The sequence below is a fragment of the Pantoea sp. X-Soil-OKNW-713 genome, assembly GCF_059730685.1.
The window spans coordinates 2,201,460-2,219,024 of sequence record NZ_AP035995.1; the positions used below are offsets into that span (position 1 = coordinate 2,201,460).

Consider the following 17,565-nt stretch of genomic DNA (forward strand, 5'->3'; position numbering starts at 1 on the left):
TTACCCTTTGACCCGGCAGAGCGCTTCTGCACCGGCCTGTAATGTCGCATCGTCTTTGGCAAACGACAAACGGATTAATTTATTGTCTGTGCCGTCCATATAAAACGCCGACAACGGAATGGTTGCCACACCGTGTTCGACGATGAGACGTTTTACCATTTCACTGTCGCTCTCGTCACTGAAATGTCCATAACTGGCTAAAACAAAGAAGGAACCGGCGCACGGCAGCAGCTTAAACGGCGAATCCTTCATCAGCGACATCAGACGATCGCGTTTCTGCTGATAGAACGGTGACAGTTGCAAATAGTTTTCTGGCCGTTGCAGGTAATGGGCGAAACCAACCTGCATCGGCGTATCAGCGGCGTACATCATAAACTGATGCACTTTGACGATTTCGGTCATCAGCGCGGCCGGTGCCAACGCATAGCCAACGCGCCAGCCGGTAACGTGGAAGGTTTTGCCAAATGACGAGACGATAACGCTGCGCTGCGCCAGCTCCGGATGTGTCGCCATGCCGCAATGAGGACGTCCATCAAACACGATGTGTTCATAGACTTCATCCGATAGCACCACGATATCGGTATTACGCGTCAGTTGAGCCAGTTGATCCAGATCCGCTGGAGTTAACACCTGCGCACTCGGGTTGTGTGGCGTGTTGATGATGATCATCCGGGTACGCGGCGTGATGGTGGCGCGCAGTTCGTCCCAGTTGATGGCAAAATCCGGCACCTGCAATTTCAGGCCGATCGGCTTACCGCCCTGTAAACGCACCACGGGCGCATAGCTATCGAATGCCGGTTCGAAGAAAATCACTTCGTCGCCCGGATGCACCAGCGCGGAGATCGCCATGTAGATACCCTGGCTGGCGCTGCCGGTGATCAGCACTTCGCTGCCCACATCATATTGCTGGCCGTACAGGGTGTGTACTTTCTGCGCCAGCGCTTCTTTCAAAGCTGGCAAACCGGTAAGCGGCGCATACTGGTTATGTCCTTCGCGCATCGCGTTGCTGACCAGTTCAACCAGTTGCGGATCGCACGGGAAGTTAGGCGCGCCCTGGGACAGGTTGATGGCTTTGTGTTGTGCCGAAAGCTGCCCAATCACGCTGAAAATGGTGGTGCCAACATCGGGTAATTTTGAAGAAGTCTGAACACTGGATTGGATGGACATGGTAACTCCGCCTAAAGGATTGCATAACCACGTAAGGAAATCAGATTTCTATTCAACGGTCTGTCACTTGAGTCCACAAGCGAATTGTTGTCATAATAGCCATGACTTTTAATCATAGCTGAGGCTGTTATGTCCCGCTCCGCTCTGCCGCTCAACGCCATTCACGCCTTTCTGGTCACGGCGCGTCACCTCAATCTGACGCGTGCCGCCGACGAGTTATGCATCACCCAGGGGGCGGTGAGCCGAAAAATTGCATCGCTGGAGAGCTGGCTGGGCTTTGCGTTATTCGAGCGCCATGCGCGAGGTTTGCATCTGACAGCGCAAGGCGCAGCCCTGCTGCCGGAGTTACAACAAGGTTTTGCGCTGCTGGTGAATGCAACAGAGAAAGCCAGCCGCAGCAATGTGTCGATTCGGCTGAAAGCCCCAACCTGCGCGATGCGCTGGCTGGTGCCGCGCCTCGTAGCGCTGGAGCAGGAACGGCCAGAGATCCATGTGGCGCTCACCACCACCCTCGACCATGCCTCGCAACTGGATAATTTTGATGCGGCAATCGTCTATGGCAGTGCGCCGGCGGAGGCCATCCACTTGTTTGATGAGCGCCTGACACCGGTGCTGGCCAGCAGCGTGACGCCACCCGCGAACGTGGCCGGGTTAGCGCGTTTTACCTTTCTGCACCCCACTAATGACACGCGTGACTGGCAGTTGTGGTTAAATGCGCAGCAGGTCAGCGTCCCCATGGCACGTAATCAACACTTTGCCACTATGGATTTGGCGATCAGCGCGGCGATTCAGGGATTTGGCGTAACGGTGGCGGATATGTCATTGGTACAGAACGATCTGGCGAATGGCCGACTGATCGCCCCGTTTGACCACTGCGTCACTACCGGGGCGAGTTACAGCTTGCTCCATCGTGCAGAACGGGATGCGCCACCGTTCCTTGAGGAACTGGTGGCGTGGCTTTGTCAGCCTCAGAAAGAAACCCACTCGTCTGCGCTGGCCGATTTAGGCTGATTGGCAGACGGTGCGCTTAACGTCGGGCGACGTAACGGTGCCGCAGGTGGCGTGGCAGAGGCGATAGCCGCCGTCGCGGGTGCGAGACGGAATTTGGCGACTGATGCCTGAAGTTCTTCCGTCTGACGCTCCAGAGCGCTGGCCGCCGCCGACACCTCTTCCACCAACGAAGCATTCTGCTGGGTGACGCTGTCCATCTCCGTCACCGCCGTGCCCACCTGGGAAATGCCTTTGCTTTGTTCTTCTGACGCCGAGGCGATGTGCTTCATGATCTCATTCACATCCTGCACCGACTTCAGAATGTCGTTCATGGTATGACCGGCGCTGTTCACCAGATCCGAGCCTTTTTCGACACGCTGCACCGAATCTTCAATCAGGGTCGCAATCTCCTTCGCCGCGTTGGCGCTGCGTTGTGCGAGGTTACGCACTTCACTTGCCACCACCGCGAAGCCGCGGCCCTGTTCACCGGCACGCGCCGCTTCTACCGCGGCGTTGAGCGCCAGGATATTGGTCTGGAAAGCGATGCTGTTGATGACGTTAGTGATTTCGGCGATTTTCTTCGAACTGCCGGAGATGCCAGCCATAGTGGTGACCACTTCACCCACCAGACGGCCACCCTGTTGTGCGGTGCCGGTGGCGGTTTCCGCCAGTGAACTGGCCTGACGCGCGTTATCGGCGTTGAATTTCACCGTGGCGGTTAACTGTTCCATGCTGGCCGCCGTCTGCTCCAGGGCGGAAGCCTGTTCCTCGGTACGCGAGGAGAGATCGTTGTTACCTGCCGAGATTTCTGCCGCGCCGCGATAGATATTTTCTGTCCCGCTGCGAATCGCGCTGACCGCTTCACGCAGGCTGTCCTGCATCGCCCGCAATAACGGCACCAGTTTACCGACACAGTTACGACCAAATTCCTGCACCGGCTGGCTGAGATCGCCCTGCGCGATGATCGCAAAGTGATCGCGGATGCGATCTAACGGTTTCACCAGCATGGCAACCAGGTAGCGGTCAGTAAACAGCAGAATCAGCAGTCCCACCACCACCGCTGACAGAATGATCACTTTGGTGACATTGGTCAGTTTGTCCACGGTGACGCGCGTGTCATCCAGCTTGATACCTGCCGCCTGGTTGAAACTCTCGGCGCTGGCGCCAAAGGCACGGCTCAGGGCCGGGGTCACTTTATTGGCCTGGGCGCGGTAAGCGTCCAGCGTCCCTTGCTGGGCCAGTGAAACCTGCGGGGCAATCCCCTCATCCAACAACTTTTGCCAGTTGGCAATCACGCTATTGGCGGTGTCGGCATCCATCGGACCGGGTGCCATCGCTTTGAATTGTTCGAGCTGCTTCTTCATGCTGTCCAGCGCCTGCTGGACCGTAGCAAACGCATCAGCAGGCAACTCGGTGCCCGCCGCACGCATTTCCATCACGCGAGAAAGACGCGTCACCACCCGGAAATATTGATCATTACCTTTACTGAGCACCGTCATCTGATTAACCAGTAGACGATCCACTTCGTTACCCTCACCCAGAGCATTGAGAGAATGGACACTAAATAAGCCGACGGCGCACCATAACAGGCAAAACAACCCGAGAATGGTCAGCATAACGGCGCGAATAGTAAAATTTTTTAAGATACCCATACGAAATCCCTTGATGTGAACCGCAATGGAGACCCGATAAAATCGGGCATATTGCGTTTATCGGCAGTAGATTCAGAAAATGTACTACTTTCGTAAGCTAATAAATTGCTGGTTCGCGCGGGTAAGGGAAAAGATTGTATGAATGAAATCAGAGAGATGCAGGAAAATTTGTTTTAAAAAAAGGTTTGCGAAATTTAACCATTAGCCAGTGAACTAAAGTTTCACCATGCTGCGCATCATCAGGCGGAACAGACGCAGCCGCCCGCGCATAAACCGGTGCTGCAAACTGAACGGTTTTTCCGCATCACGGCCAACCATCAGGGTGACATCGTTATCTGAACGCCACACCGGCCAGTCAATCTCACTGCGCAACTGGTAACTGAATTCGCTGGCATCGCGGGCAAAGGTGATCCACAGGGCGCTGAGGCGCGTCGCAACAGCATAATCAGCGGCGGTGTAACTGCGGCCCTCGGCTGGCGTCTGCGTATCTAAGGTATTGAACACATAGGGGACTTCATTACCGTGCCAGGCACCGTGAGGATAGAGGTCGTGCGACTGTTCGGAAACGTAATCGAACCAATAACGCCAACCAGACATACCAATATTGTGTTGTGCCTGCACCACCAATAATGGCAGCACGGAAAAGGCCATATCACGGGCCACGGCGCGCCCGAGCAGGGCATCATCGTGGATATCATATAACCATTTAATCAACTGATAACTCAGGCGATTTTTTTGGCGTAGCTGTTGCAGAACCTGGGTGGCATCCACACCAAAAAAATCGAGAACGCTGGCTTCATCGCTGTTGCTGCCGATCATCAAGGGAACCCGATGCTGCCTGCCAGCCATAAAGGTCGCCAACATCGGTTGTGGCAGGACGATATCGCCGCTGATCGGCACCGGACCAAGCGCCAGCGGGCGTTGCAGCGGCCAGAATCCATCCGCCGGTAACGCACGGAGATCGCTGGCGCTGGCATTCGCAGCCAGTCCAAAATGGGCCGCCACCTGTTGACCTACCTGCTGCGCCTGCACGCGCGGCGTATCTGGCAGGCTGTAGGCGCTCTGTACGATGCCCTTATGAAATAACCCCTCCGCCAATGGCGAGCAGCACAAGGACAGCACGCTACGCGCGCCTGACGATTCGCCAAACAGCGTGATATTGCGGCGATCGCCACCAAACGCCGGGATATTACGTTGCACCCATTGCAGCGCCGCGATCTGATCAAGCAGAGCGAAATTATTCACCACGCTGTCGGCGGGATACTCTGCATCCAGCGCCGGATGGGCAAAAAAGCCGAAATGGCCGAGGCGATAGTTGAGCGTCACCACCACCGCGCCCTGCGCTGCCAGCGCCTTGCCGCGATAAGGATCCAGGCTGCCTGCGCCGATGCTGAATCCACCGCCGTGCAGCCACACCATCACCGGGAGCGGGCGCGCGGGTTCAATATCTGGCGTCCAGACATTAAGGTAGAGACAATCTTCGCTGAAATGACCCGGGTCGCCACCACCGGCAAGCAGACAATAGTCCCGATTTTGCCAGCTGGCCGGCCCCCATGCCGTGGCGTCACGTTCACCCTGCCAGGGTTGCAGCGCCTGCGGCGGCCGCCAGCGCAACGCGCCAACCGGGGGCGCGGCATAGGGTATACCTTTGAAGACAAACAGCTCATCATCCATTGAGCCTCTGAGTTCTCCTTCCGCAGTCAAGATCCTCAGACGTCGTTGGTTTTTCATTTCGGCTTCCCTGATCATCATTTCTCCATTATTTGCAGGACCGGGGCGAATGTCCATGTCGCTCAGGAATTTGCAGATTAAGCTGAATCATCACGCGAAATGCTGAACATCTCGTTCAAATTTTTTGGCTGGCAAACGTTTGGCAGTCTACATTAAGGTTACACGTTAACCTGGCGAGACGGAGAAGCGCGATGTTTGGTGGAATTAACCAACTGTTTACCCGGATGTGTGATCACCCGGATTTCGCTAAGCTGCTGCTCCGCCTGACATTTGGCGGTTTGCTGCTGTTCCACGGTGAATTTAAAGTGGTCCACGGAGTGGCATGGATCGAACATCTGCTCACCGTCAGAGGCATGCCAGGTTTCATCGCTTACGGTGCTTACATCGGGGAAATTTTGGCACCCATTATGATGATCGTTGGGTTAATGACGCGCCCTGCGGCCTTCATTATTGTGATCAACATGATTGTCGCCACGCTATTGGTAAAAATGGGGGTTGTCTGGCATCTGACGGATGTCGGTGCATGGTCCCTGGAGACGGAAGCCCTTTACACGCTAGGCGCACTCGCCATTATGTTTTTGGGTGCCGGGAAGTATACGCTGGTGCGCAACCCGCGCCTGCAATAATGAAAAAAACCGCCGGTCTGCCTGACGCAGACCGGCTTTTTTTATCTTATGCCAGGCCACAACGCGCCAGGCTGCGCTGTTGCAGCTGTTGATATAACACCATTTCATCCTGCACAGTCGCACCGAGCGCCGTTTCAAACGCCGCCTTGCTGGCATGACCGGCACTGCGGACGTGCGCCTCATCACCCAGGTTGGACTGAAAAATCCCCGCAGCGCTGACCGGCAAAAAATCTTCATAGGTGATCGGTTCCGCCAGCAAGCGCCCTTCTGCCATCAACTGTTCCATACTTTCTTCGGCTCCGGGCGGTGACTGAATCCCTTTTTCCGTCAGCCGATAGCTGAACCACGCCAGTTGTTCGCGGCGCAGGCTGACTTCATCATCGGGAAAGGCACGAAACACCTCCGCCAGATGCTGCTGATGCTGCTGGTTGTCCTTACCGGTACCTGCTTCCGCCAGCAGTTTGTCGTACAGGGCGCGACCTTTCGGCGTTAACGCCACGCCACGTTGTTCGATTTCACCAAAGCGGGCGGTGTGCGTACCCTGAAAACCATCGCGAAAATGCACCGGTTCCTCCAGCGCTTTAAAGCTGGTCTGACGCAGCAGGATTGGCACCTGACGTTGTGGTGGACCTTCAATCAGGGTTTTGGGATCGATACCGCGTGTCGGCATCAGCGTCTGCACCCGGTCAATGTCCAGGGTGCGGGGCGTCAGGTGGTTGATATGACAGCCGCGGAAGCAGACAACGTCGGCTATCAAACGGTGTTGATGGCTGAGCGCCAGATAGGTGGCGCTGTCGACCGTGGTATCGGCGTGCCAGCGGAAGGTTTCCAGCGCCTCTTTGACAAACTGCGCCGCATCCGCCGCGTTAAGACCACCCTGTTGCTGATGTTGGGCGATTAACGCCCGGCAACGTGGCGTGAAGATGTCGCGCGCCGCCAGAATGTCGGCGGCTTTCGCACGCAACGCCTCATCATTGATCAACTCCAGCCGCAGCAACGAGGTAAATACCCGGAACGGATTACGTCGCAGCGCGCTGTCACTGACCGGACGAAATGCGGTGGAATGCACCGGAACACCGGCCTGCGACAGGTCGTAATAGCCCACCGGATACATCCCCATCACCGCAAACATCTGGCGCAACATGCTTAACTCTGCTGCGGTGCCCACGCGAATCGCGCCGTGGCGCTCCACACTCAGGCGGCTCAGTTCATCCGCCGCCGCCAGACGGTTTTTCAGATCAGGATTGGCTTCCAGCACGCGTTCATTCACGGCGCTGACCAGTTGGGTCAGCACACCGTACTGCGGCACTTCCTGCTGGTACATCGCCGACATGGCCTGGGAAAACAGCGTGCGGATGGCATCGCTGGTGAGGAAATTGTCCATGGTCATCACCTTGTGCTACGGGGGTGATGCTAATGTAGATCAACCCTTTAGCCCCGGGTAACAATTTCCTCGAAGTGTGATCGCGCTGTCACTCGTCGGCGGCTCGCGGGTCACCAAAGCGACATTTCAGCAACAGCATCACGGTGGTCAGCAGCGCCGGTAGCGCCAGCATCAGGAAGATATGGCTGAATGACCAGCCGAGGGAAAGCAGTTCCGCGCCGATAAAGGCACTGAGGATCGCCCCGACCCGCCCCACGCCATGCATCCAACTGGAACCCGTGGCGCGTGCATGCGTGGGATAATAGCTGGCGGACAACGCATTCATCCCGGTGTTGGCACCGTTAAAACAAAAACCGCTACAAAAAGCGATCGCGCTCATCAGGTCGACCCGCGCCGGAGAGAAACCCATCGCGACAATGGCGATGCCGCCACAGAAGTAGATCACCGCCAGCGCCAGATTCGCGTTAACACGGTCCATCAGCCAACCGGTAAACAGTGAGCCGAGGGTGCCGCCCGCCTGATACATCGCGGTGATGATCGCGGCTGCGGTCACTGACATGCCAAGGGTATGGACCAGCGAGGGTAACCAGCTACCGACCAGGTAGACCAGAAACAGCGCCATGAAGTAGCCGCCCCATAGCATCAGGCTGCCAAACAAATAACGGCGTGAGAGGACGGTGGCAATTGCGCCAGCACGCACGGTGGTGGGTTCAACGCTGTGGAAATGGCTGTTGGCCTGCACCGCGCCCGGCAACATGCGGTCGAGAATGGCGTGGATACGTGCCGCCGGGGCCTGACGACTGATGAGAAAACGTACCGACTCCGGCAGGCCGCGCAGCAGAAAAGGCAACACCACCAGCGGCAGCATTCCGCCCAACAACATCACCGAGTGCCAGTCATAACGAGGCAGGAGCCAGGAAGCGGCAAAACCACCGGAGGCCGCGCCAAAGGTAAACCCGCAGAACACCACGGTAATAATGAAGGAGCGGCGGCGTTCCGGCGCGTATTCCGCCACCAGGGTGCCAACATTCGGCATCGCCGCGCCTAATCCCAGCCCGGTAAGAAAACGAAACAGCATCATCTGTTCGATGTTCTGCGCCATCGCTGTGGCCAACGTCCACAAGCCAAAGAACAGGACGCTAAGCAGAATCATCATGCGGCGGCCATAGCGATCCGCCAGCGGCCCGGCGAACACCGCGCCCAGCGCCAGTCCAATCAATGCCGCACTGATCACCATACCCAGTTGATGATTGCTGACACCCCAGGCCGCGCGCAGCGTCGGCGCGATAAATCCCATCAGCGCGATGTCCATGCCATCCAGCGCCACGACGAGGAAGCAGAGCGCAATTAAGCGCTTTTGCCAGCGACTCAGCGTGCTCTGATTAATCAGCTGGCGTACATCTACTGCTTCAACGCTGGTCACGGCCGAACTCCTGCTTTTAAACATCAGTTTTGGTAAAAAAAACGGCGCTTATGATAGCGCATTGTTAATAATAACGGGCAGGATTTTTGGATGTAACTGAGAATTATTCAGGCTTAGCCATCTTAAGCATCTGAAACTTAAGAAGCTGATAACGACTCAACCAGATGAATATTCGGGATTTATTGTGATAACAGCAGCTTATGCGTTTGCCGTATTGCAAGCTAATATTGTTAATATAATTTTGCAGGTAAGTTAACAGAATTTCGTTTTGCCAGTTGCCTGCAACCCGGAAATCTCATTAAGTGTGAGGTTATGGACAAAAATATCCTTTTCAATCAGCGCATTCGCTTGCGCCATTTACATACCTTTGTCGCCGTCGCGCAACAAGGCACGTTGGGTCGGGCAGCAGAAACGCTGAACCTGAGCCAGCCTGCACTCTCGAAAACCCTTAATGAGCTGGAGGAACTGGCTGGAGCACGTTTATTTGAACGCGGTCGTCTCGGCGCCCAACTGACCACCCTGGGCGAACAATTCCTGACCCACGCGATTAAGGTGCTGGATGCCCTGAATCATGCCGGGCAAAGCTTTAACTCACCGTTACCCGGACGCCCGATGGTCATCCGCCTCGGCGCGCTGACCACCGCCGCAATGGGTATGCTGCCGCAAATTTTAGATCGCTTTCACCAGCAGCAACCCAACACCACGGTACAGGTGGCGACGCTGCATAATAATGTGTTGTTAGCGGGCCTGCGGGCTGGCGAATTTGATATCGGTATTGGCCGTATGGCCGACAGTGAAATGATGGCGGGCCTAACTTACGAGTTGCTGTTTCTTGAATCGTTAAAGCTGGTGGTACGCCCGGAGCATCCGCTATTAAGTGACAACGTCACGCTATCGCGCGCGATGCAGTGGCCCGTGGTGATCTCCCCGGAGGGCACGGCCCCTCGTCGTATCGCGCAACAAATGCTGGATGAACAAGATTGTTCACTCCCCGCCAACTGCGTGGAAACCTCCTCAACGTCCCTGGCACGCCAACTGGCGCTACGTTACGACTATGTCTGGTTTGTGCCTTCCGGGGCGGTTAAAGAGGATTTAAATCATAATGCGTTGTGCGCCCTGCCCATCTCGTCAGCCGGGCCAGGCGAGCCGGTCGGTATTATCACTCGTACCGGCAATACCCTGAGCCTGAGCGCAGAGGTGTTGATGGCCACCATCCGTAAGTTCCACAGCTAACGGCTGCGCTTGGCGTGCCGTTCGCGGTTATCCAGGCGGGCCTGATCGGTTTTACGCAAGCCAACATACAGCGCCCCGGCCCCGCCGTGGTGGGGTTGCGCGACGCAGAAAGTTTGCACCTCATCAAATTGTGTCAGCCAGCGCGCCACATAGCTGCGCACGATATTGGCATGTGACTCGTCATCACGTCCCTTGCCGTGGATGATCAACAAATTACGTAACCCCTGCTTGCGCCCCTGCATCATAAAGCTGAACAGCGACTGACGGCAGGTTTCAACCGGCTGACGTAGCAGATTCAGGCTGGCGTCCAGCGGATATTTCCCTAACCGCAATTTGTCCAGCACCCCCTGCTGGATCCCATCTGCTTTGTACTCCAGCGGCGTCGCTAACGGAATGATCTCCAGAAAACCCCGCGTTAAAAAGTTCTCTTCTGCATCATTGCGTTGCAGCGCGCGCGGCGCTTTTGTCGAGGGATCGCGTAACCACTGGGTGTTGGCGCAATCTTTCAACGGGGTTACGTCACCCATGGCATCCCGGAAAAGGTCATCATCATCGAGGTTCATGGTCTTCTCCCACAGTACAATTTTGCGATGCAAGCTTAGCAAATGCTTTCTGGCATCACATCTGTCACTTTTCGCGCTAAATATCCGCGCGTTTTGCGCACCCGGTGTCAACAAAACGTTCCAGATCAATATTCCCGTTGTAGAAATTATCCGCAAATAGCGGAGTTAGCGCTGATCAACTATTTTTGCGCCAGCCACACTTTTTTTGAGGATTATTACAGCTCGGACGAGTGCCCTTTGCATGAAAAAATGTTAAAATTGACGGCAGTCAATAATCATCGAGCGTACATATTATGATCCCGGAAAAACGCAGCATTCGACGTATTCAGTCTGGCGGTTGTGCCATCCATTGCCAGGATTGCAGTATCAGCCAGTTGTGTATTCCCTTCACGCTGAACGAACACGAACTGGATCAGCTGGATAATATTATCGAACGCAAAAAGCCAATTCAAAAAGGCCAGACGTTGTTCAAAGCCGGTGATGAATTGAAATCGTTGTATGCCATTCGCTCGGGCACCATCAAAAGCTACACCATCACCGAACAGGGTGACGAGCAAATTACGGGTTTCCATCTGGCAGGTGATTTGGTCGGTTTTGACGCCATTGTTAGCGCCCATCATCCCAGCTTTGCGCAAGCGCTGGAAACCGCGATGGTGTGCGAAATCCCGTTCGAAACCCTGGATGATCTCTCCGGTAAAATGCCCGCACTGCGTCAGCAGATGATGCGTCTGATGAGTGGTGAGATCAAAGGCGACCAGGACATGATTCTGTTGTTGTCCAAGAAGAATGCTGAGGAGCGTCTCGCCGCCTTTATCTGGAACCTGTCGCGCCGTTTTGGTCAACGTGGCTTCTCCCAACGTGAGTTCCGCTTAACCATGACGCGTGGCGATATTGGTAACTATCTGGGACTAACCGTAGAAACCATCAGCCGTTTACTCGGTCGTTTCCAGAAAAGTGGCATGCTGGCGGTAAAAGGCAAATATATCACTATCGAAAACCACTCAATGCTGGCAGAACTTGCTGGTCAGACTGAGCAAGCCGCCTGATACTCAGCCGGATCAATAATTGTTATTTTATTGATCCGGCAACAACTTTTTCCTTTCAGCACTGTCATAACTTAGGCTATCTTTAACCCAACTTGCTTTGGTTTTGAGGAGATTGCCCTATGTCCCGGTACCAAAATATTCTGGTCGCGATTGACGCACAACAGGATGATCAACCCGCGCTGCGGCGTGCGGTTTATCTCAATCAACGTATCGGCGGAAAAATCAAAGCTTTCCTGCCTATCTATGATTTCTCCTACGAAATGACCACCCTGCTGTCGCCGGATGAGCGCGCCAACATGCGTAAAGGCGTGATCAGCCAGCGTACCGAATGGATCCGCGAGCAGGCCCACGCTTATCTGGAGGCGGGCGTTGATATTGAAATTAAGGTTATCTGGCACAACCGTCCGTACGAAGCGATTATTCATGAGGTGATGACTCATCATCACGATTTGGTGCTGAAGATGGCGCATCAGCACGATCGCCTGGAAGCGGTAATTTTCACCCCCACCGACTGGCACCTGCTGCGTAAATGCCCTTGCCCGGTATGGATGGTGAAAGATCAGCCGTGGCCGGAAGGTGGTAAAGCGCTGGTGGCGGTTAACCTCGCCAGCGAAGAACCCCATCATGATGCCCTCAATCAAAAATTGATTCGCGAAACCACCCAGTTGGCCGAAATGGTCAACCATACCGAAGTGCATCTGGTCGGTGCTTACCCGATTACCCCCATCAATATCGCTATCGAACTGCCGGATTTTGACCCCAGCGTGTATAACGACGCCATTCGCGGTCAGCATCTGGTGGCGATGAAAGCGCTGCGGCAGAAGTTCTCGATTAGCGAAGAGTTTACCCACGTCGCGAAAGGTTTACCGGAAGAAGTCATCCCGGATATCGCCAGCCATCTTAGTGCCGGTATTGTGGTGCTAGGCACCATCGGTCGCACCGGGTTGTCGGCGGCGTTCCTGGGAAATACAGCGGAACAGGTGATTGATCATCTGCGCTGCGATCTGTTGGCCATCAAACCTGATGACTTTAAATCGCCGATCGAGCTTGATGATGATGACGAAGAGGATGATGACGACTAACGTGCTGTGCTCGCTGGCAGAAAAAACCGCGCGATAAATCGCGCAGCTACGGATAATGAAGGGCGACGGTATGTCGCCCTTTTTGTTTTTACAACGCGCGCAGAATGCCTTCTACGCTGGCCTTCGCATCACCAAACAACATCTGGGTGTTGTCTTTGAAGAACAGCGGGTTCTGCACCCCGGCATAGCCGGTATTCATGGAACGTTTAAACACGATAACGTTCTGCGCTTTCCACACTTCCAGGACCGGCATACCCGCAATCGGGCTGCGCGGATCTTCCTGCGCGGCCGGGTTGACGGTGTCGTTCGCGCCGATCACCAGTACGGTGTCGGTATCGCTGAAATCATCGTTGATTTCATCCATCTCCAGCACCACGTCGTACGGCACTTTCGCTTCCGCCAGCAACACGTTCATATGACCAGGCAGACGCCCTGCCACCGGGTGGATACCGAAACGCACCTTGATGCCGCGCGCACGCAGTTTCTCGGTGATTTCCGCCACCGGATACTGCGCCTGCGCCACTGCCATGCCGTAGCCTGGGGTGATGATCACCGAAGATGACGCTTTCAGCAGTTCAGCGGTTTCTTCTGCGTTGATTTCGCGGTGTTCACCGGCTTCTTCGCTTTCACCACCGACGCTGGTGTCAGTACCAAAACCACCGGCAATCACGCTAATAAAGGAACGGTTCATCGCCTTACACATGATGTACGACAGGATGGCACCGCTCGACCCCACTAACGCACCGGTGACGATCAGCAGATCGTTGCTCAGCATAAAACCGGCGGCTGCGGCTGCCCAGCCTGAGTAGGAGTTGAGCATCGACACCACGACCGGCATATCGGCACCACCGATAGAAGCCACCAGATGCCAGCCAAACGCCAGCGCAATCACGGTCATCAGCAACAGCGCGAACACCTGTGCGCCGGTACTTTCGGTACGAACAAACCACACCAGCAGCAGGAACGATACCACCAACGCCAGCAGGTTAAGCTTATGACGATGCGGCAGCATCAGCGGGCGAGATGAAATCTTACCGCGCAGCTTACCAAAGGCGACAATCGAACCGGTGAAGGTCACCGCACCGATAAAGATACCGAGGAACACTTCGGTCAGATGGATATTTTCCATCACCGCCGACAGACCCGGTGCGTGGTCGAGGTAGCTGTTGAAGCCCACCAGTACCGCCGCCAGACCCACGAAGCTGTGCAGAATCGCCACCAGCTCCGGCATCTCGGTCATCTCGACTTTCTTCGCCAGACGTACGCCAATCGCACCACCGATCACCATCGCCAGCAGGATCCACGCAACGTTGCCGCTGTTGGGGCCAAAGATCGTAGCGAGCAGCGCAATCGCCATCCCGCTCATACCAAAAATGTTACCCTGCTTTGACGTCTCGTGTTTCGAGAGACCTGCAAGGCTGAAAATAAACAGAATCGCGGCAACAATGTATGCTGCAGTGACTAATCCGCCAGACATGTTGTTACCCCTTAATTCTTACGAAACATTTTCAGCATGCGCTGGGTGACGGTAAAGCCACCAAAGATGTTGATACTGGCGATCAGCACCGCGATAAACGCCAGCAGCGTAACCCAACCACCGTGGCCCATCTGCAACACCGCACCAACCACGATAATGCCGGAAATCGCATTGGTGACCGACATCAACGGCGTGTGCAGCGCGTGGCTGACGTTCCACACCACGTAGTAACCCACCACGCAGGAGAGCGCAAACACGGTAAAGTGCGACAGGAACTCCGGTGGCGCTACATTTGCCAGGCAGGCGAACAACACCACGGCCAGCGCCAGCAGCACCAACTTACGCCACGGTGACGCCGGTTTCTGCTCGACTTTCTCTTTCGGCGCGACGGCAGCCGGTGCCGCTTTTGGCGCAGCAGAGACCTGAATCGGCGGAGCCGGCCAGGTGACTTCGCCTTCACGGATGACGGTGACACCACGAATCACCACGTCTTCGAAATCAACGGTGATTTGACCGTCTTTCTCTTTACACAGCAGCTTCAGCAGGTTCACCAGGTTGGTGCCGTACAACTGGGATGACTGGGTCGGCAGACGGCTTGGCAGATCGGTATAACCGATGATCTTCACGCCGTTTTCGGTCAGTGTGACCTGATCCGCCACGGTCAGCTCGCAGTTACCGCCGGTTTGTGCCGCGAGATCGACGATCACGCTACCCGGTTTCATGCTGGCGACCATCTCTTTGGTGATCAGTTTCGGTGCCGGACGGCCTGGGATCAGGGCGGTGGTGACAATGATGTCGACCTCTTTCGCCTGATTAGCAAACAGCTCCATCTCTGCCTTAATAAAGGCTTCTGACATCACTTTAGCGTAACCGTCGCCGCTGCCCGCTTCTTCCTCGAAGTCCAGCTCAAGGAACTCGGCACCCATACTCTGCACCTGTTCCTTCACTTCCGGACGGGTATCAAAGGCACGCACGATAGCGCCAAGACTGCCCGCGGCACCGATCGCAGCCAGACCCGCCACGCCTGCACCAATCACCATCACTTTGGCGGGCGGCACTTTACCTGCGGCGGTGATCTGTCCGGTAAAGAAGCGGCCAAATTCGTGGGCGGCTTCAACGATAGCGCGATAGCCCGCAATATTCGCCATGGAGCTGAGCGCATCCAGTGCCTGAGCACGCGAAATACGCGGTACTGAATCCATTGCCATTACGGTCACGTTACGTGCCGCGAGTTTCTCCAGCAGCGCCGGGTTCTGCGCAGGCCAGATAAAGCTCACCAGCGTGCTACCTGCACGCGTCAGGGCAATCTCGTCATCATCAGGTGCATTCACTTTCAGCACGATATCAGACTGCCACACCGCGTCGGTGTTGCTGATGGTCGCGCCTGCGGCAACAAAACTGTCATCATCGAAGCTGGCCCGAATACCTGCGCCCTGCTCGATGGTTACGCTGAATCCCAGCTTGATCAGTTGTTCAACGGTTTTCGGCGTGGCAGCCACGCGCGATTCGTTGGCTAACCGCTCTTTGGGTATCCCAATTAACATACTGTTTCCTTTCATCGGTTAAAGGATGAGGGTCTGTAAGCGGCACAAGCTCATGCAACTGAAACAATGTTTCAGCTACTTATGAGCGAAATGCGCAATGTAACAAAGTCTTTATAACCTACTGAAAATATGAATAGCGATCCACAGCGATAATGCATACTTATGACATTCACACAAATATTCAGAAGCAAAGATTGATTGCCGCGTTTTGCCACTAGATTTCGGCCATAATAAAAAATTATATGCTGAGCAAAATCGTGTCACGGCGAATTAAGTGTTATTAAAAACCTTTATTTAACAATACTTTAACTATTACGGTACTAAGTGTTACCAGATTTAGTGGTAACGCGCACAAAAAAACGCCATAGCAGATAGTGATGACAACCAAATGAATAATTCGGGATGATTGTCAATTCAGGCCGCATAAATTGGCTGAGACAGGCTGATTATTACATGCAATAATCAGCGGCTAATCTGTTATACATCAAGAGTCCAGCACGTTTTCGTACTCATTTTTGCGTAAGGCGAAGGATCATTTTTATGAAGCTGAAGAACACCATTCTGGCGTCCACCTTGTTATCTCTGCTGGCAGCCAATGCGTTTGCTGCGCAGGAACTGACGCCGGAAAAAGCGGCCGCGTTGAAGCCATTCGAACGTATTAATATCACCGGCCGTTTCAACGCCATTGGCGACGCTGCTGACGCTGTCTCAAAACGTGCAGACGAACTGGGCGCAGCCTCTTTTTATATCCAGGGTATCAACGATGCCACCGGTAACAGTGGTAACTGGCGTGTGACGGCTGACCTGTATCATGCCGATGCCCCAGAAGCGTCCAAAACGACGGAATACCTGACCTACAATGGCGTTAAAGCGCTGCCGAAAGCGGAAGCCTACCGTCTGGAACCATTCGATACCGTTTCCGTCAACGGCTTCTTCTCCAGCCAGCCGGACGTCAACGATGCCATTTCAAAAGCGGCCAAAGAGAAAGGTGCGGCTTCCTTCTTTATTATTCGTCAGATTGACGCCAACAACGGCGGCAACCAGTACGTGACGGCCTATGTCTACAAGGCCGATGCCAAAGAACGTAAGGTACAAAGCCCGAACCTGATTCCGGCCGATTCTGAAGCCGGTAAAGCTGCGCTGGCAGCCGGTGGCGCAGAAGCGAAGAAAGTGGAGATCCCGGGTGTTGCTTCATCAGAAACCCCAAGCAACAGTGTAGGTCGTTTCTTTGAAACCCAATCCTCCACCGGCCAGCGCTATACCGTCACCCTGCCAAACGGCACCAAAATTCAGGAAGTGAACGCCATCACGGCAGCGCAAATGCAGCCATTTGATACCGTGACCTTTACCGGCCACTTCGGTTCACCGACTGAGATCTCTGAAGAAGTGGCAAAACGCGCCGCGGATAAAGGGGCGAAGTTCTACCATGTCACCCGTCAGTGGCAGAACCAGAGCGGCGGTAACCTGACCGTTACGGCTGATCTGTTCAAGTAATCTCCCCACAGGGCGGCACCCGTCGCCCTGCTATTTGCATAAATGCTGAGCATCTCTGCATCATCATGCATTGCCTTCCCGTGTTGCACTCCGTAGAATCTGCCGCCTGATTTTCAGGGTATTCCGTGTTAATGACGGCAATTCGTCGCATTA

14 protein-coding genes are annotated in these 17,565 nt (G+C 54.9%); 6 read left to right on the top strand and 8 right to left on the bottom strand.

The window, feature by feature from the left end; genetic code table 11:
* The gene (locus tag AC6I8R_RS10235) at positions 1-1,167 is read right to left on the bottom strand and encodes a methionine aminotransferase (RefSeq protein ID WP_021183169.1); all 1,167 of its coding nucleotides are present in this window, start codon (positions 1,165-1,167) and stop codon (positions 1-3) included.
* 129 nt (positions 1,168-1,296) lie between these two features.
* On the opposite strand from AC6I8R_RS10235, the gene AC6I8R_RS10240 reads away from it, so the two are divergent.
* On the top strand, positions 1,297-2,178 hold the full coding sequence (locus AC6I8R_RS10240; RefSeq protein ID WP_497832214.1) for a LysR substrate-binding domain-containing protein: 882 nt from the start codon (positions 1,297-1,299) through the stop codon (positions 2,176-2,178).
* On the opposite strand, the gene AC6I8R_RS10245 is transcribed toward AC6I8R_RS10240, so the two are convergent.
* Together AC6I8R_RS10245 and AC6I8R_RS10250 are read right to left on the bottom strand one after the other, a co-directional pair.
* Complete coding sequence (locus AC6I8R_RS10245) at positions 2,136-3,809, bottom strand: methyl-accepting chemotaxis protein (RefSeq protein ID WP_415173722.1); 1,674 nt, start codon at positions 3,807-3,809, stop codon at positions 2,136-2,138. The genes AC6I8R_RS10240 and AC6I8R_RS10245 overlap by 43 nt on opposite strands.
* Before the next feature lie 213 nt (positions 3,810-4,022).
* On the bottom strand, positions 4,023-5,540 hold the full coding sequence (locus tag AC6I8R_RS10250; RefSeq protein ID WP_497829032.1) for a carboxylesterase/lipase family protein: 1,518 nt from the start codon (positions 5,538-5,540) through the stop codon (positions 4,023-4,025).
* A 191-nt stretch (positions 5,541-5,731) separates the two neighbouring features.
* Here AC6I8R_RS10250 and AC6I8R_RS10255 point away from each other — a divergent pair, with 191 nt between their 5' ends.
* On the top strand, positions 5,732-6,166 hold the full coding sequence (locus tag AC6I8R_RS10255; protein ID WP_021183165.1) for a DoxX family protein: 435 nt from the start codon (positions 5,732-5,734) through the stop codon (positions 6,164-6,166).
* A gap of 46 nt (positions 6,167-6,212) precedes the next feature.
* Here the strand turns inward: AC6I8R_RS10255 and hglS are convergent, their stop codons facing one another.
* Positions 6,213-7,550, bottom strand: coding sequence for a 2-oxoadipate dioxygenase/decarboxylase HglS (hglS, locus tag AC6I8R_RS10260; RefSeq protein WP_497832215.1), 1,338 nt, complete (start codon positions 7,548-7,550; stop codon positions 6,213-6,215).
* A gap of 88 nt (positions 7,551-7,638) precedes the next feature.
* Positions 7,639-8,973, bottom strand: a complete 1,335-nt coding sequence (locus AC6I8R_RS10265) for an MFS transporter (RefSeq protein WP_208723480.1) — start codon at positions 8,971-8,973, stop codon at positions 7,639-7,641.
* 312 nt (positions 8,974-9,285) lie between these two features.
* On the opposite strand from AC6I8R_RS10265, the gene AC6I8R_RS10270 reads away from it, so the two are divergent.
* Positions 9,286-10,206, top strand: coding sequence for a LysR substrate-binding domain-containing protein (locus AC6I8R_RS10270; protein ID WP_021183162.1), 921 nt, complete (start codon positions 9,286-9,288; stop codon positions 10,204-10,206).
* On the opposite strand, the gene smrA is transcribed toward AC6I8R_RS10270, so the two are convergent.
* Complete coding sequence (smrA, locus tag AC6I8R_RS10275) at positions 10,203-10,769, bottom strand: DNA endonuclease SmrA (RefSeq protein WP_497832216.1); 567 nt, start codon at positions 10,767-10,769, stop codon at positions 10,203-10,205. The genes AC6I8R_RS10270 and smrA overlap by 4 nt on opposite strands.
* 293 nt (positions 10,770-11,062) lie before the next feature.
* Here smrA and fnr point away from each other — a divergent pair, with 293 nt between their 5' ends.
* On the top strand, positions 11,063-11,815 hold the full coding sequence (gene fnr / locus AC6I8R_RS10280; RefSeq protein WP_021183160.1) for a fumarate/nitrate reduction transcriptional regulator Fnr: 753 nt from the start codon (positions 11,063-11,065) through the stop codon (positions 11,813-11,815).
* A gap of 119 nt (positions 11,816-11,934) precedes the next feature.
* Entirely contained in the window at positions 11,935-12,897 is a 963-nt protein-coding gene (uspE, locus tag AC6I8R_RS10285; protein ID WP_021183159.1) for a universal stress protein UspE, read from the top strand.
* A gap of 88 nt (positions 12,898-12,985) precedes the next feature.
* On the opposite strand, the gene pntB is transcribed toward uspE, so the two are convergent.
* Positions 12,986-14,374: a Re/Si-specific NAD(P)(+) transhydrogenase subunit beta gene (gene pntB, locus AC6I8R_RS10290; RefSeq protein ID WP_021183158.1), complete on the bottom strand. Its 1,389-nt coding sequence runs from the start codon at positions 14,372-14,374 to the stop codon at positions 12,986-12,988.
* 11 nt (positions 14,375-14,385) lie between these two features.
* On the bottom strand, positions 14,386-15,918 hold the full coding sequence (gene pntA, locus AC6I8R_RS10295; RefSeq protein WP_415173717.1) for a Re/Si-specific NAD(P)(+) transhydrogenase subunit alpha: 1,533 nt from the start codon (positions 15,916-15,918) through the stop codon (positions 14,386-14,388).
* 540 nt (positions 15,919-16,458) lie between these two features.
* Between pntA and ydgH the strand changes: the two genes are divergently transcribed.
* On the top strand, positions 16,459-17,412 hold the full coding sequence (gene ydgH, locus AC6I8R_RS10300) for a DUF1471 family protein YdgH (RefSeq protein ID WP_021183156.1): 954 nt from the start codon (positions 16,459-16,461) through the stop codon (positions 17,410-17,412).
* Positions 17,413-17,565 lie beyond the last annotated feature (153 nt).